This window comes from Clostridium gelidum (assembly GCF_019977655.1).
Lineage (GTDB): Bacteria > Bacillota > Clostridia > Clostridiales > Clostridiaceae > Clostridium > Clostridium gelidum.
The window spans coordinates 2,907,483-2,922,366 of record NZ_AP024849.1 but is presented as its reverse complement, the minus strand read 5'-3'; the positions used below and the strand labels follow the sequence as shown (position 1 = coordinate 2,922,366).

Here is a 14,884-nt window from a genome sequence, read left to right as displayed (position 1 = left end):
CTTTACGTTAATTATATTGAGTCATATTTAAAAAATCAAATATTGAAATGTATCATATGTACAAAATATCATACATATTTCTTCTTTTTTAAAAAATAACCGTTTCTAGTATTCCTATAATTTTAGTATATATTGTTACTCTATTTAAATTTAACATATTTTTGCGTTTTGTAAAGCTTTTTTTCAATAAATGCTCTTTATTAATTGACTTTTATAATTAATTACCTATATTATATAGGGTAGTGCTTAATTAAAATTAAAATACTAGATTAATATAACTATACGATTTTAAAATTTCTTATATATATGTTGTAAAAATAATCTATACCTAATTTGGTGACTATCACCTATTTTTCTGAAGAATTAAAATTTCTATATATATATTTTAAATTTTAGCTTTTGGTATTTATACATCTAATTATGAAAGGTATGAAAAATATGAATTTTAAACAATTAGGAATAAACGATGATTTAATAAATATATTAAAAAATACAGGAATCACTAACCCTACCCCAATTCAAGAACAATGTATATCTCTTATAAAGGAAGGACACGATATAATAGCCGAAGCTGCAACTGGAACTGGTAAAACTCTTGCCTTTTTGCTTCCTATTTTTGAGAATATAAATTGTGCGTCAAATGAAATTCAAGCTCTTATATTAACTCCAACTAGAGAGCTTGCTATTCAAATAACTAATGAAGCTAATAAGCTTAAAGAAGCCAAAAACATAAATATATTAGCAACTTATGGTGGACGCGATATTGGATCTCAACTAAAAAAATTAAATAAAAATATTCATTTAATAATTGCAACTCCAGGTAGACTTTTAGATCATATAGAAAGAAAAACAATTGATTTAAGTAAATTGAAAACTTTCATTTTAGATGAAGCAGATCAAATGTTACTAATGGGTTTTAAAAATGAAGTTGAATCAATTATAAAAGAAATGCCTAAAAAACATCAAACCCTTTGTTTCTCAGCAACAATGAATTCAGATGTAAAAAAATTAGCTTATAGATATATGATTGATCCAAGTATAGTTTCTATAAAAAAAGAAGAAGTTACGTTAAGTGCAATTAAACAAGATGTAGTTGAAACTACTGATAGAAATAAAAGAGATGCTTTATGCAAAGTATTAGATGAAGATAATTCATTTATGGCTATTATATTCTGTAGAACTAAAAGAAGAGTTGATGAGCTTGAAGTAATTCTGCATACACGTAAATATGATTGTGTAAAATTACATAGCGATATTCCTCAAAACAAAAGAGAACGAATAATGAAATCTTTTAGAAATGCAGACATTCAATATTTAATAGCTACAGATGTAGCAGCAAGAGGTTTAGATATAAGTGGAATAACTCATATTTACAACTATGATATACCCGAAACTGTTGAAAGCTATATTCACCGTATAGGTAGAACTGGTAGAGCTGGAGAAAGTGGTTACACATGTATGTTTGTAGATCCTAAAAACATGAGAGAATTAGAACAAATTGAAAATAATATTGGATTTAAAATTCCTAGGAGAAATGTAGACATATAAACTGAATTATTTATATGTCTATTTAGGTACAATCAAAAAAATAACAAGTCCATTTGCCAGAGAAGTTCCGTATTTTAGCACAGCTACTCTTTTCTAATGTGCCTATTTTCCATCATGCTGCGTCGGCAAATTGACCTAATAGGCTCGCTATGAGGTCAATTCGCCTCCTTGCCTGATGAAAAATATTCATGGCAACTTTGGACTTGTTATTTATTTTTATGTGCCTTAAAGGTAGTCCAATTTTAAATTAGGACTACCTTTAAATGTATGTGGAAAAATATTAACAATTCATATTTTTTGAACCTATATAAATTGTTATTTTAATCTTTAATATAATCTTTATATTCGCATACATCAATTAATTCACATTTATCTGTTATACATTTTATAGAGCATGTACCATCACTATTAACATTTGCAAATGGTAAAATTACATTGGTTTGAATACCAAATTTTCTTATATTTACATCGTAGCCTTTTTTACATTCTTTTATCATTTTTTTCCTCCTCTGTTTCTATATATAAATACTATAACATATTACCATGCTATTTGTCGATATATTTCGACATATTGTTATTATTTATCCCAATCATTTCTTTCTTCTAGTTCTTTTTATGTTTCAAATATTAATATTAACTTTTTTATAATTTATTGAGGCTTATCAAAAATAGCTAATGCCAAAAAGAAGGTATACTTGCTAAAATTGCAACTATACCTTCTTTTTTTGTTTTATCAAACCTTAATTATATTAAAGTTTAAATTGTATCTATTTTTCTTTTATTAATCAATTGCTTCTAATACTGGTCTATATCCTACTGTTTTGTAGCTTACTTCTTTTTTTACATCATTAAGATAAGTGTTAGAATAAAAACCTCTTATTATACATGATTTCTCACGCTTTATATTTTGTGTAAGACTGCAAATATTAACCCAATGCCATAAGCTATTATTTTCTCCATTTAGTTTATCTAAACCATTGCTGCTAATTTTATCACTTTTATCAGATTCAGATGATAAAGGAAGTCCTAGAATGTTATCTTCATTAACTATATATCTATTCCACTCATTATCTACATCATCCTTCTTTTTATCTCCACCTTTAAGAAGTCTTAGGATATATTTTTGTCCATCTATAATAACCACTTTACCAAATACTAAATTTTGATTATTTAATTCATCCCATGAAATTCCTTTTAAAATATTTCTATCGCAAATCAAAAATTTCTTATTATCATCATTAATTTCCACCCAAAATAGATTGTTTTCAGCCATCTTGTCACTATCTTTTATTTCTATTTTTTCTCCCATATATTCGCAAATATCATCATAGTTAATTATATCTGTTGGGCATTTCTGTTTTCCACCATTTAAATATAAAGTACCAAATTTTCTTATACTTCCTGTTTCATAGGTCTTATTTTTCAGAGTTTCTTGTACTTGCTTATTCTTTCGTAATTTTCTATTTAATACAGTACCACCTAAAACTGCTAGACCAGCAAATAGAGTTCCTGCGCCTATTAAAGTATTCTTTTTATTTTTATTCATATATTAATCCTCACTTTGCTGTATTTATTTGTATATATTATACCCTACTTTACTATAAAATTCATATAATTTATTTTTAAACCTCGAAGAGAAATAATACCCTAATAGTTATTTATTGTTTATTTAAATTGAAATTGTTCATAATGAAAGTTTGCAACATTGAGGTTACTATTTTTAAATTGTTTCATTAAACTAGCCCTCATTGGTTTTGGTCCACAAAAGTAAACGTCAATTTTTTCTTTTGTATTTACATCCTTACATATTTCATCTACATTTAAAAATCCTTTTTCTTTTGAGTTGAATAAATGTACTCTTAAATTATCACTACTTAAAGATTGTAATTCATCTGCATAAGCCCCTTCTTCTGCATTATTATAAGCATAGAAAAAATCAACTGAAAAGTCTTTTTTTACATTATCTTGAGCAAAACTTCGAAGTGGTGTTACTCCTATTCCACCTGCAATCCATATTTGATTTTTCATTCCTGTTTTATAATTAAATGTCCCGTGAGGTCCTGATACTGCAAATTCATCGCCAACCTTAAGCGTATCAAATAAAGCTTTTGTGTGATCTCCTAAACTCTTAATTGTAAATTGTATTTCTCCTTTTTTAGGTGCTTCACTAATAGTAAATGGATGAGATACAAATTTATTGCCTTTATCTAATGTTTTTAAAAATGCAAATTGACCAGGTTTAAATTCCATATCTGACCCTAATGCACTTCCTGTAATCTCTAAAGTACCAGTTGCTACTGTTTCTAATCTTTTTACTTTAAACTTATATTTAAAAGATATTTTTTCATAAAAGAATATACTATAAATAACAGAAATAATCCCTAAGCAATTTATTATATCTAACCATATGCTATAAGGTGCCATAGAAAAGACTGGATAAGTTGCACTTCCATAATAGTGATAAAGACCAAAAGCATATGGAATAAACATAAATTTGTGAATAACTTTCCATCTTTCGTAATTTAATTTTTTTCCTAAAATTGCAATAATTATAAAAAGTACAAATAAAAACATACTAAAAGACCCAAACATAGCATAAGGATCTTTAGTTCCTCTTATACCTGCAGCCCTTTCTATGTCTTTACCAATACCTATTGTTATGTTGTGACTAAAAACTAAAATAAGTGCTGAAATACTTAAATATTTATGATAGATATATGACTTATCTAACCCATCAAATAAATAATCTAAACTTTTATGCCTAGTAGAAATAAAATTTACAAATGCAAAAGCTACCAATGCAAGTGAAGCTAATAATTGAGAATATCCAGTCATAGTGGAGATATATCGTGTTGGTTTAACAAATAGCCATACTATCCAAGTTATTACGATACTTAATAAAATAATTAAAATTCCTGATTTCTTTTTCATTATAAACGCCCCCTTAATAATCAATAAAACTATTCTAAATACTATGGATTGTCAAACAATAGTTATTATTGCTATTATTGTATCATATTTTAAAGATAAATAATGCAATAAATTTCAATTACTTGCGAATTTTAAAACACTGTATACACAATTATATATAAATCCATCTTGTTCTTACTTTTTTCTAAGATCAAAAAAAACTATAACATAGTATATATATTGTAATGAATAACAATAAACTGTATAATTTCATTAAGTTAAACTTATTGAAAAAACAACAATTTAGTAATATGAGTTAAGAGAGGATCGTTTAGTTATGGAAAACAACACCGATAAAGAAAAAATTGAAGAATTAGAAATTAAGTTTACTGAAAACCCTGATGTTTCAAAATCCTTAGTTAATAATGTAAAAGAGAAAAAGGGAATATGGGCTATATTAGCAGTAATTGTAGCTATTTTGGCAAAGTTTAAATTCATATTACTTTTTATTCTTGGAAAGCTCAAATTTTTGTTAATAATACTTAAACTGGGCAAATTCGCATCCACTTTAGGTTCTATGTTATTTATGATTTTTGTTTATTCCCAAATGTTTGGATGGGCTTATGGCTTAGGTTTTGTATTGCTTATATTTGCTCACGAAATGGGTCACTATATTGCAGCAAAAAAGGTAAATGTCGATGTTTCAGGTCCAGTTTTTATTCCTTTTGTAGGTGCTTTCATCAGTATGAAAGATGAACCTGACAATGCAGTCACAGAAGCAAAAATAGCAGCAGGAGGTCCTGTTTTGGGGAGTTTTGCAGCCTTAGCTTGTGTTCTATTCTATGTATTAACGAGCAATCAATTATTCCTTGCACTTGCTTACTCTGGATTTATGATTAATTTATTTAATTTAATTCCAATACATCCACTAGATGGAGGACGTATTGTCACAGCCATATCTCCAAAAATATGGTTTATAGGCATACCTATACTTGTTATTGTTTCATTTAAATTCTTTAACCCAATATTAATATTATTTTTAATTTTCGGATGTATACAAGCATATAAACAGTGGAAAAACCCTAATACTAATTATTACAATACAAGTACAAGCACGAAGATTATTTTTTCTCTAATTTTCTTTGGGTTAATAATATTTTTGGGTCTTGGGATATTTTTCATTCATGATATTCACAGTATTTATCGTTAATCCAGCAGAAATAATATTTCACATAAAAAGCCTGAAGTAGGAAATATTAAAGTACATTATCTATAATTATTTATTGCCTTCATATCTTATAAATTTTTAAAGCATCTATAATCATAGATGCTTCAAAAAATATGAAGCTAGGTTTACTAAAATAAAAATACAGCCTGCACCAGCTAAAATTCCAGTTATTAATCTTCTAATATTCGTAGATTCTTTAATTTTAAATAGCTGTAAAAATCCATCACATGCCATTATCAAAATTAATAATACACATATCTTTGAACTAATTCTAACTTTCATAATACATAAAAATATAGCAATTATGTGTCCTATAAAAATTCCCGTACATCTTGCACATACTGGGAACTGGTATCCTCTAAAAGTAAAACTTCGTTCATACATTTGATGACAACTGAATGATCCAATTCTCATAAGAAGAATCCATATTTTTGTTTTTTTATCAATTGTGTTATTTAAATCTTGCGCCACAATTGCCACACACTCTATATGTTGTTGTCTTAGTTCTGCCTTCTCCCATTCCAAGTAATCCACACAACAAGCCTATAGGCCCAAAGCATATATAACCCAAGCAACCTTTTCCAGCACCAAAACCTTTTGTAGAACCAGTTACATCACTTACAACTCTAACATTTTGACTTCCACATTTAGGACAGCCAACAATTACGTTACTCATTTATATGTATCCCCCTGTAATAAAACTATCCCAATTATACCACAAAAGTACATTATTTTACAATGCCTTGAATAATCACAATTATTTTGTAAATAATTTTTCAAATACTTTTATACAATCCTGATTTTTAGAATTATCAAAAACTGCAAATATTACATTTTCAAAGTAACTAATATAGTTCTCATCATATAAGAGTTCCTTCCAGTACTTAGCTACAGTATTAGGATCATTTCTAAATACACCACAACCATAAGCACCTAAAATAATATTCTTATTTTTCTTATGAGCAAAGAGTGCTAAAACCTTTCGCATCCTTATCTTCATTAATTTTTGTGCTAATACCGAATCTTCCTTTTTTAATAATACTTGCCCATAATTAACTGCTGGTGCTGTTATTATACTTGCTGTAACAGGATTTTCTAATAGATTTAGTCCTTCATCTCTTATAAACACAACATCTGGAGAATAAATCATATAATCGGTATACATCATAGTTTTACAATCTCTATTTTCTAGATAATACTTTTCATTTTTAAGTTGTGTATCATAAAGACCACTACCTACTGCAATGCTTTCTTCTTGAGCTAAAGCTCCATTTAAAAATCCTCCACCTGGATTTTTAGCACTTGCAAAATTTAAAACTCCTATATCTTTTAAATTTTCAAAATTCAAATCTAATACAGCTTTTACTGTAGGTACATTTAATACTTTAATATTAGCCCATTTATTATCTGTAGATCCTTTATATTTTTCTACCAACACATCTCCGTCTTCTGGAGATACAAGAATACTTTCTTCTACTGATTTTTTATGAGTTGCTGAAATATTTATTCTTTTTTCGTCTATAATATAGTAGCCCTCTTTTAAATACTTTAATGTATATTGAGCTGCTTCCATTCTTAAATTTTTCTTCATTTTATATCACTTCCTTCTTATATCTCGTGTAGCATATGTTAAACAATTTGACTTTGCTTGTTTTATATATAGACTACATAATTAAATTTTTTATAATTAATACTCAATTTAAGAAGATTATGCAGAAATTTATAGTTTAATAAACTTGTTATTTTGCTCACTAAATTACTCAATTACATTTCCATATCTTCTATCTCTTTTAGAAAAATCATAAATTGCTTTTTTCAAATCATCCTTTTTAAAATCTGGCCATAATACATCAGTGAAATATAATTCTGTATAGGCCATTTCCCAAAGTAGAAAATTAGACAATCTTTTTTCTCCGCCTGTTCTAATAAATAAGTCCGGATCAGGAATATCACTTGTATCCATATGTGAAGCAAACAAATCTTCGTTAATTGCTGAAGCATCTAACTTGTTATTTAAACATTCTAAGGCTATCTTTTGGGTCGTACGTATGATTTCATCTTTCCCACCATAATTTAATGCAAGTTGAAATTTTAGTCCTGTACAATTTGTTGTTGCCTTCTCTAAGTTAATTATTGAACTTTGAAATTCATTATCCAGTTTTTTTATATTGCCTATTATCTTTACTCTCATATTATTTTTTATTGATGTTTCAATACTCCTATTCAAGTATTCTTTCAATAATTTCATCAATCCCTCAACTTCATCTTTCGGACGACTCCAATTTTCTGTTGAAAAAGCATAGATTGTCAAATATTCTACGCCTAAATCATATGCATTTTTACATATAGCTTCTAATGTTTTCCCACCTTGTATATGTCCAAACGTTCTGGGCATAAATTTTCTTTTTGCCCAACGTCCATTTCCATCCATCATAATTGCAATATGCTTTGGAATTTTTATAGTATTCATCAGTTACATTCCTCCATCGTGCATTTTATATAAATAATCATTACTTCGTCCTTACTTACAAAGTTGTAGAAACTCCAAAACCTAATTGCTACCTCCTTGAAGAAGATTATGCATTATAGGTTATAGCTAATAATTAAGTGCTAATTACCACTGTTCTGAATGAAATATTATCTCATTTCTTTGTTTACTAACCGCAAAAACACTTAAAAAACCATGGTTCCAATCGTTAGGGTGATAGGGTTTGCTGTCAAACAGATACATTGTAAAATCTTCTGGCAGAACACCATAATCTATCATACCAAATGTACCTATCATTATTCCGTTATTTTCAGTTTTGTTGTCACTCCATTTTCCTATCCACTTTGCTTTCTTTGAAAATTCATCACTATAATTATTAATGGAATCTGAATCAGTTTCAAATTTTAAATTAAAATTCTCACCACCCTGCAAAAAAGCAGGACAATAACTAAATACAACATTTTTTGTACTGACAGGAATTTTATCAGGAAAATATTTTATTAATTGGTTATTCGGATAACCAGTCAATTTTAAAACTCTTTCATATTTACCTATATCCGTAGTTACAGTTGTTGATTCAATAATAGCCATATAAATAAACATACAGAACATTGCAAAACCTAAAATAAAAATCAAACAGCCCGTTATTACTGATGATGTAACGATTTTTAATTTTCCTATTACAGTGAAAAATGTAGTTATTCCAAAGCAAACAAACGGAACTGCAAATATCAGCCCTTTAAAATAATGTGGTTCAATTGCTGTCACAGTCATCAACCAATACACTCCCGCAAATAACACAAAATAAATTACTGTCATTATCGCTGGAAAAGGTGCTTTCTTGAAAGTAAAAGAAATTTTACTTATCAACATTGATAAATCCCCTTTTAGTAGAATTGTTTTTTGTACAATAATTTACTATTGTGTTCTTTACATATTTTCATATAACTTACATATAAGAATCTCTAATATAATTTTAACCATGTAATCTATATCTAATTTCTTTTAATGAATAATCTCGAAGTAAATTTCCATCCTTAAAAACAATTTCTAATAAATTGTCTTTAAAATCTTCTTGTTCCTGAAGTGTAAGTTCATCTTTATAAAGAATATCCTCACCATCCTTATAAACATAACACATACCCTTTTGAGACTTCTTAAAGTTCCCTGTATCAGTCTTTGGATCTTTAAAAATAAACTTTTCTTCTCCATTTATTACTGCATGAGTAGCCTTTAATGCAAAGCCAAAAGTATCTCGAGTATTATATTGATAAGTGTATGATCCAATTCCAAAAGTACAATTACTAACTGCAAACCCTTTTTCAGCTAGCTGTCTGCACATTTCTTCACATCTTTCTACAGTTATGCTATCCCCATAAATTGTTCCAATATGAGAATTAAGCACCTTATATCCTTTAGAATTAACTTCACCACCAAAAATATCCCAAAGAAGTTCAACTGTTCCCTTATATTCTGGAGAATCTTTTGGAGCCTCACTATCTCCACAAATTATCTTTATAGGATCACCACTATCCCCTCTTATTACAATCTTCCCATCTCTATTTAAAATATCGTCCTTTAATAATGGAAGCATATTAGTTATAACGTTCCAATAATCATAAGTATCTGAGACTATACTTAATAATCCACTTGGAAATACTTCATTAATTAATCGTTTGTAAGCTTTAAGTTCATCGCTGCCATAGCTACACATAACACTATGCTCAGTTGATGGAGTTCCAAGTCCTACAATTTCATTTTCAATATTGCAATTATAATACTTTTCTAAATAAAGTATTGATGAGATTGTTGCAGTTCCAGTAAAAGAAAGTAAATGTCCTGCACTACTAACCTCTGCACTTTCAATTGAACTAAAACCCCTCATACTAAAATCTCCACAAGCTTTTGCAACATCACCATTTTCAACAGTTAAATCAAAATACTTTTCAATAATTTCTCTATATCTATATGCAATAGTGGCACTTGTCATTGGTTGCCATATATTGCAACTCATAAATGTCTCTAAATAATTTACAAGCCAAGCGAAGTCATCATGAGTATTAGTAATTTCTATCATAGGTGTCTTGATATTTACTCTTGAACCTTCTGGTACTGCTTTAATTTGTATAGGAAGGTACCCAAGATCATGTAACTTTTCTATATGATCTGTGCCTGCTGCCATATCTCCAAGAGTTCTTGATATAACTCTCTTGTATTCTTTAATAATCTCATCACTCGGAACATTAAAGAAGTTTTCATTAAAATATTCTATTAAATATTTCTTCATAAAAGATTGAAGTCCAAACATAACAACCTTATTCATATCTTCTTTTCTAGACATTCTAGGTGTCCAATAACTTACCAGCTTTGTCATGCCCTCTGCATAACACATATGGTGTATTGTTTTATAAAAATCTGTTAATAATATTGGATTTATCATTACTCTAGTTTCCCCCTTATTTTTTTATCTTACAACCTTAACACTTAACGCCTCAATTACATCTAATGCCTTATCATGAAGACTATCATCAAAGCTTGCACAAAGAGTTCCATCAACAATCAAATTAGCATTTATATATTGAGCTTGAAAAGTAACTACATTACTTATCACACACATATTTGTCACAACTCCAACAAGTTCTATTTCATCTATATCAGTACCTATATCTTCTGCTAATTTAAGCATATCCTTTGGAGCTATTCCAAAAGCTTCTTTATTATAATGAAAAGTATTTGGCGCTGCTACAAATTCAGTTAATTTGCCATAAAGCTCATGTCCTTCAGTATTTATATAACAATGAGGAACTGGCAAACCTTTCCCTTCTCTACTTTCTAAATAATTTTCATAGTGAGTATCATAAGTGAATATAACCTTATCTCCATTATCTAAATAATTTTTGACTTTATTATAAATTCCTTCTTCTAAAGTTTCTGCCTTCTTAAAGCCTAATGCTCCATCCACAAAATCCTTTTGATAATCTATAACAACTAATAATTTTTTCATAATTTCAACCCTCCATTTTTTATTTATAAACCTTCAATCCCTTGTAAGCACTATAAATATTTATATATTTTAATAGTTATATATTAATCTAGTTAAATATCTATATAGTCATTTTTAGTGTAATCTGGTTGCATATCTATATAATTTTTCTTATCTCAATTTTCTCGTGTTCTCTACTTAAAATACTATTGGTTGTATACACCTTTTTAATTAAATCTGTCTTTAAAATATCACCACTATATATTGTGTCTTCACAATGTGTTACTACAAGATATATTTCTGTAGCTCCCATTTCTTTAAGCTTTGAAGCTGTAAGAATAAATGTTCCACCTTTTGAACATAAATCATCTACAATGATAGCTTTAAATTCCGTGCTTTGAGTAGTTCCAATTATATCAAGCTTCTTTATATATCCTGTTTTAAAATCTCTTTCCTTGCTTGCTGTTAAAACTTTTTCATATTTAATCTGTTTACCATATCTCTTAGCAGCTCCTGCATCAGGGTAAACTAAATATAAATCTTCTTCATTAGAATTTATATTTTGTAGTAACTGCTCTGTCAAAATTTTTGACATATCTATAACCTTAACTCTATCAAGTAATGCAACGCATACATCTGAATGTGGTTCATAAATTGATACTTCTTCAAAATCTAAAGAATTAATAAGTTTACATAAATGCTTTAAAGTAAAAACTGTCATTCCTTCTGTTCTATCCATTCTGCTATATGGCATATATGCAATTTCTAAACTACACTTTACTCTTAGTTCATCTAAATGCCCTTTTAAAAATATCAAATGAGTTATATCCTCATCATTTTCGAATTTTAATTTTATAGTATTTACAGCACTATATTCTATTTTTAAATTCTCACTACTAATTAAGCTTTCTCCATTAGGAAATTTTGTCACATTTACCTTTTCATCATTTAAATTAATCATTTTTGTATACCCTCTTTCTTTTCATTTTTTTGAATGTGCATTAAAAATTATGTTCCCATTTTTCATTAAACTTGAATACCTTAGCTGGTCTAAAAGGCTTACCCTCTATTTTTTCATCTGTTTCTACAATCATCTCATCCATTTTTCTTCTAAAGTTTAAAATTTCTCTTCCCATTATTGCTTCATAAACACATTGAAGTTCTTTTACTGTAAATAACCTTGGTAAAAGATTTAAAGCTACAGGTGTATATTCTATCTTATTTCTAATTCTATCTATGGCGTAATCAATTATTTTATAATGATCAAAAGCTAATTCTTCACTTCCATCTTTTAAAACCCTATAAGTTTTTTCTATTTTTCTTAGAACATTTTTTTCTATTTTTTCCGTAATTTCATAATCTGCTTCAAATGCTCCATCTTCACTCTTAAACTTTAAAATATATTCATTTATCATATATTTTTCATCTTCTTCGGATTTAATCAGATTCTTTTCTATCCAAAACCATTTAGCCTCTTTCACAGTATTTTCATTATTAAAGTTAATATTATCTTTGGATATTAATGCAACATTTCCTACACTTATAACTCTAGTCCTTGGATCTCTATTTACTTCTCCAAAGCTATATAGTTGCTCCATATATACATTATCAATTCCTGTTTCATCTTTTAATTTTCTAATAGCCCCTTCTTCTAAACTTTCATCCATACTTACAAAACCACCTGGAATCGCCCATTTACCTTTTTGTGGATAATCATCTCTTTTAATTAATAATACTTGAAGACCTTTTTTCGGAACCTTACGAGAATTGTCTTCTTTCTTATCATCAGTTGTAAATATGATCACATCATTTGTAACACTTGGTCTTTCATAATCTCCTAGATTATATTCTTTTAAAAATTCTTCTTCATTTTGAACTAATTTTTCTTTACTCAAATCATATCACCTCAACTTTATATTTATCTTCATTTTTTTGATTGTGCCTAATTATTGTAATCAAATTAAAATTCTATTATCTAAATTATAGGACTATCATAAAAATCATTATCAAATAAAAATTACTTCTTTTCAATTAGATAATATCAATTTGACTTTATGTATTTATAATATACTATATGGTTTTATTTGTAAAGAGTTCTTTTTAAATTTTGAAAATTAATTTTCTTATCACACTTTGTTGAAAGTTATCATAAAATATTTATTAAGTGACCAACAAATAAAGGAGCAAAAACTTATGTACACACACGATGACTGTATGTGTAAATCACAAGAAGATTCTATGAGCAAATCAAAACATGACCATATGGATGAATCAAAAGATGGTTGCATGTGTAAATCACATGAAGATCATATGAGTAAATCAAAAGAATATGCGCGTGCATATATCATACCTCAAAAATATGAAAATTTGTTTTCATGCAAAGAAGGATTTTTAGCGGGTACAATCTTTAAAGATCTTTATAGACCATATCATGATTATGACTGCAAAAAAAATAAATGTTAGAGGTGAAATATTATGTGCGTAATTAAAGATGGCTTAAGTAATATAATGATGTATCAGTTTTGTGCTATAGACCTTAACCTATACCTTGATAATTTTCCTGATGATAAAAATGCTAGAGAAGATTACAACAAAGTATCTTGTAAATTAACTAGCTTAGTTCATGACTATGAAAAAGTTCATGGCCCATTAACAAACTTTGGTTCTGCTTTTGTAGAGAATCCAAAAGCTTGGGTAGATCAACCATGGCCTTGGGAAAATTATTAGTAGGAGGAATAAGAACTTATGTGGTATTATGTAAAAACACTAGAATATCCAATAAATCTAAAATGTAAAGATCTTAATATGGCAAAATATCTAATAACACAATATGGCGGTCCTGATGGTGAACTCGGAGCAGCTCTTAGATATTTAGATCAACGTTATACAATGCCAACTGGCAAATCTAAAGCACTTTTAACCGATATTGGGACAGAAGAAATGGGCCATGTTGAAATGATTGCAACTATGGTTCACCAACTTATGGAAAATGCTACTATCGATGAACTTAAGAAAGCAGGTCTTGGTGGAAATTATGCTGATCATAGAAAAGCAATTTTCTATACCGATGCAACTGGAAATCCCTGGACCGCAACTTATATACAAGCCAAAGGAGATGCTATTGCAGATTTACATGAAGATATGGCTGCTGAACAAAAAGCAAGATCAACTTATGAAAATTTAATTCACTTAACTGATGAACAAGATATTAAAGAAATTTTGAAATTCTTAAGAGAAAGAGAAGTTGTCCATTTCCAAAGGTTTGGAGAATGCTTAGACCATGTTCAAGACGCTATGTGTATAAAGAAATAAACTTAATTATTTAGTATAATATTAATATATTATTAAATAGAAGACCGCCTCAAAATGATATCATTTTGAGGCGGTTATTATATTATTTTATATTATATTCTAATTAAATTGTTTTTCTAATTGTTCTAAATCACTTATGACCATATTTATGACTTCTATCTTAGATTTAGCATATTCATTTTTAGGCAACCACTTTAATCCACTTTCTAAACTTTCCTTTGTACTTCTGTATTCATTTAATAATAGTGTTACATTTTCTAACATACCATACCACTTCCCTCTCATTTTTTGCAATCGTTTAACTCGCTCATATTTTACTATGCACTTATTAATAATTTAAGACTATTATATATTATATCCCCCTTCCCTAATAATTATACCATTTTTTTTGAAAGTTCTTTTATAATGTATGTGC

18 protein-coding genes are annotated in these 14,884 nt (G+C 28.1%); 5 read left to right on the top strand and 13 right to left on the bottom strand.

The features are described 5' to 3' along the window. Positions 1-438: 438 nt before the first annotated feature. The gene (locus tag psyc5s11_RS13065) at positions 439-1,548 is read left to right on the top strand and encodes a DEAD/DEAH box helicase (RefSeq protein ID WP_224037999.1); all 1,110 of its coding nucleotides are present in this window, start codon (positions 439-441) and stop codon (positions 1,546-1,548) included. Between the two features lie 320 nt (positions 1,549-1,868). Here the strand turns inward: psyc5s11_RS13065 and psyc5s11_RS13060 are convergent, their stop codons facing one another. From psyc5s11_RS13060 to psyc5s11_RS13050, 3 genes are all read right to left on the bottom strand, one after another. After that, positions 1,869-2,045, bottom strand: a complete 177-nt coding sequence (locus psyc5s11_RS13060) for a hypothetical protein (RefSeq protein WP_224037998.1) — start codon at positions 2,043-2,045, stop codon at positions 1,869-1,871. A 284-nt stretch (positions 2,046-2,329) separates the two neighbouring features. Continuing rightward, positions 2,330-3,094, bottom strand: coding sequence for a hypothetical protein (locus psyc5s11_RS13055; RefSeq protein ID WP_224037997.1), 765 nt, complete (start codon positions 3,092-3,094; stop codon positions 2,330-2,332). 119 nt (positions 3,095-3,213) lie between these two features. After that, positions 3,214-4,479 carry a ferredoxin reductase family protein gene (locus psyc5s11_RS13050; RefSeq protein ID WP_224037996.1) on the bottom strand — a complete coding sequence of 422 codons (1,266 nt, stop codon included), beginning with the start codon at positions 4,477-4,479 and terminating at the stop codon, positions 3,214-3,216. Positions 4,480-4,795: 316 nt separating this feature from the next. Here psyc5s11_RS13050 and psyc5s11_RS13045 point away from each other — a divergent pair, with 316 nt between their 5' ends. Next, positions 4,796-5,668: a site-2 protease family protein gene (locus psyc5s11_RS13045; protein WP_224037995.1), complete on the top strand. Its 873-nt coding sequence runs from the start codon at positions 4,796-4,798 to the stop codon at positions 5,666-5,668. A gap of 111 nt (positions 5,669-5,779) precedes the next feature. Here the strand turns inward: psyc5s11_RS13045 and psyc5s11_RS13040 are convergent, their stop codons facing one another. From psyc5s11_RS13040 to psyc5s11_RS13000, 9 genes are all read right to left on the bottom strand, one after another. Next, the gene (locus psyc5s11_RS13040; RefSeq protein ID WP_375542002.1) at positions 5,780-6,166 is read right to left on the bottom strand and encodes a DUF2085 domain-containing protein; all 387 of its coding nucleotides are present in this window, start codon (positions 6,164-6,166) and stop codon (positions 5,780-5,782) included. Next, entirely contained in the window at positions 6,138-6,362 is a 225-nt protein-coding gene (locus tag psyc5s11_RS13035) for a hypothetical protein (protein ID WP_224037994.1), read from the bottom strand. Before psyc5s11_RS13035 ends, psyc5s11_RS13040 begins: the two co-directional genes overlap by 29 nt. Before the next feature lie 81 nt (positions 6,363-6,443). Then, a complete protein-coding gene (locus tag psyc5s11_RS13030; protein WP_224037993.1) occupies positions 6,444-7,277 on the bottom strand; it encodes a TIGR02452 family protein in 834 nt (277 codons plus the stop codon). A gap of 165 nt (positions 7,278-7,442) precedes the next feature. After that, on the bottom strand, positions 7,443-8,156 hold the full coding sequence (locus tag psyc5s11_RS13025) for an isoprenyl transferase (protein ID WP_224037992.1): 714 nt from the start codon (positions 8,154-8,156) through the stop codon (positions 7,443-7,445). Positions 8,157-8,300: 144 nt separating this feature from the next. Then, positions 8,301-9,047: a hypothetical protein gene (locus tag psyc5s11_RS13020; protein ID WP_224037991.1), complete on the bottom strand. Its 747-nt coding sequence runs from the start codon at positions 9,045-9,047 to the stop codon at positions 8,301-8,303. 103 nt (positions 9,048-9,150) lie between these two features. After that, entirely contained in the window at positions 9,151-10,614 is a 1,464-nt protein-coding gene (locus psyc5s11_RS13015) for a nicotinate phosphoribosyltransferase (protein ID WP_224037990.1), read from the bottom strand. A gap of 24 nt (positions 10,615-10,638) precedes the next feature. Further along, positions 10,639-11,178: a cysteine hydrolase family protein gene (locus tag psyc5s11_RS13010; RefSeq protein WP_224037989.1), complete on the bottom strand. Its 540-nt coding sequence runs from the start codon at positions 11,176-11,178 to the stop codon at positions 10,639-10,641. Positions 11,179-11,314: 136 nt separating this feature from the next. Further along, entirely contained in the window at positions 11,315-12,118 is an 804-nt protein-coding gene (locus psyc5s11_RS13005) for a ribose-phosphate diphosphokinase (RefSeq protein WP_224037988.1), read from the bottom strand. 40 nt (positions 12,119-12,158) lie between these two features. Next, complete coding sequence (locus psyc5s11_RS13000) at positions 12,159-13,052, bottom strand: NUDIX hydrolase (RefSeq protein WP_224037987.1); 894 nt, start codon at positions 13,050-13,052, stop codon at positions 12,159-12,161. A 391-nt stretch (positions 13,053-13,443) separates the two neighbouring features. Between psyc5s11_RS13000 and psyc5s11_RS12995 the strand changes: the two genes are divergently transcribed. Genes psyc5s11_RS12995 through psyc5s11_RS12985 form a run of 3 tightly spaced genes read left to right on the top strand, consistent with a single transcriptional unit; the run spans position 13,444 to position 14,469 of the window. Beyond that, positions 13,444-13,620, top strand: a complete 177-nt coding sequence (locus psyc5s11_RS12995; protein ID WP_311196447.1) for a spore coat associated protein CotJA — start codon at positions 13,444-13,446, stop codon at positions 13,618-13,620. A gap of 12 nt (positions 13,621-13,632) precedes the next feature. Next, the gene (locus psyc5s11_RS12990; protein ID WP_224037985.1) at positions 13,633-13,884 is read left to right on the top strand and encodes a spore coat protein CotJB; all 252 of its coding nucleotides are present in this window, start codon (positions 13,633-13,635) and stop codon (positions 13,882-13,884) included. Positions 13,885-13,902: 18 nt separating this feature from the next. After that, complete coding sequence (locus psyc5s11_RS12985) at positions 13,903-14,469, top strand: manganese catalase family protein (RefSeq protein WP_224037984.1); 567 nt, start codon at positions 13,903-13,905, stop codon at positions 14,467-14,469. Between the two features lie 99 nt (positions 14,470-14,568). Here psyc5s11_RS12985 and psyc5s11_RS12980 read toward each other — a convergent pair whose 3' ends face one another. After that, the gene (locus psyc5s11_RS12980; RefSeq protein WP_224037983.1) at positions 14,569-14,733 is read right to left on the bottom strand and encodes a hypothetical protein; all 165 of its coding nucleotides are present in this window, start codon (positions 14,731-14,733) and stop codon (positions 14,569-14,571) included. Positions 14,734-14,884 lie beyond the last annotated feature (151 nt).

Bases quoted from the DNA above. Each gene is read 5' to 3' on its own strand.
- psyc5s11_RS12985 (WP_224037984.1), top strand. From the start codon at position 13,903: ATGTGGTATTATGTAAAAACACTAGAATATCCAATAAATCTAAAATGT.
- psyc5s11_RS13045 (WP_224037995.1), top strand. From the start codon at position 4,796: ATGGAAAACAACACCGATAAAGAAAAAATTGAAGAATTAGAAATTAAG.
- psyc5s11_RS12995 (WP_311196447.1), top strand. From the start codon at position 13,444: ATGTGTAAATCACATGAAGATCATATGAGTAAATCAAAAGAATATGCG.
- psyc5s11_RS12990 (WP_224037985.1), top strand. From the start codon at position 13,633: ATGTGCGTAATTAAAGATGGCTTAAGTAATATAATGATGTATCAGTTT.
- psyc5s11_RS13060 (WP_224037998.1), bottom strand. From the start codon at position 2,045: ATGATAAAAGAATGTAAAAAAGGCTACGATGTAAATATAAGAAAATTT.
- psyc5s11_RS13025 (WP_224037992.1), bottom strand. From the start codon at position 8,156: ATGAATACTATAAAAATTCCAAAGCATATTGCAATTATGATGGATGGA.
- psyc5s11_RS13050 (WP_224037996.1), bottom strand. From the start codon at position 4,479: ATGAAAAAGAAATCAGGAATTTTAATTATTTTATTAAGTATCGTAATA.
- psyc5s11_RS13020 (WP_224037991.1), bottom strand. From the start codon at position 9,047: ATGTTGATAAGTAAAATTTCTTTTACTTTCAAGAAAGCACCTTTTCCA.
- psyc5s11_RS13030 (WP_224037993.1), bottom strand. From the start codon at position 7,277: ATGAAGAAAAATTTAAGAATGGAAGCAGCTCAATATACATTAAAGTAT.
- psyc5s11_RS13055 (WP_224037997.1), bottom strand. From the start codon at position 3,094: ATGAATAAAAATAAAAAGAATACTTTAATAGGCGCAGGAACTCTATTT.
- psyc5s11_RS12980 (WP_224037983.1), bottom strand. From the start codon at position 14,733: ATGTTAGAAAATGTAACACTATTATTAAATGAATACAGAAGTACAAAG.
- psyc5s11_RS13035 (WP_224037994.1), bottom strand. From the start codon at position 6,362: ATGAGTAACGTAATTGTTGGCTGTCCTAAATGTGGAAGTCAAAATGTT.
- psyc5s11_RS13010 (WP_224037989.1), bottom strand. From the start codon at position 11,178: ATGAAAAAATTATTAGTTGTTATAGATTATCAAAAGGATTTTGTGGAT.
- psyc5s11_RS13015 (WP_224037990.1), bottom strand. From the start codon at position 10,614: ATGATAAATCCAATATTATTAACAGATTTTTATAAAACAATACACCAT.
- psyc5s11_RS13005 (WP_224037988.1), bottom strand. From the start codon at position 12,118: ATGATTAATTTAAATGATGAAAAGGTAAATGTGACAAAATTTCCTAAT.
- psyc5s11_RS13065 (WP_224037999.1), top strand. From the start codon at position 439: ATGAATTTTAAACAATTAGGAATAAACGATGATTTAATAAATATATTA.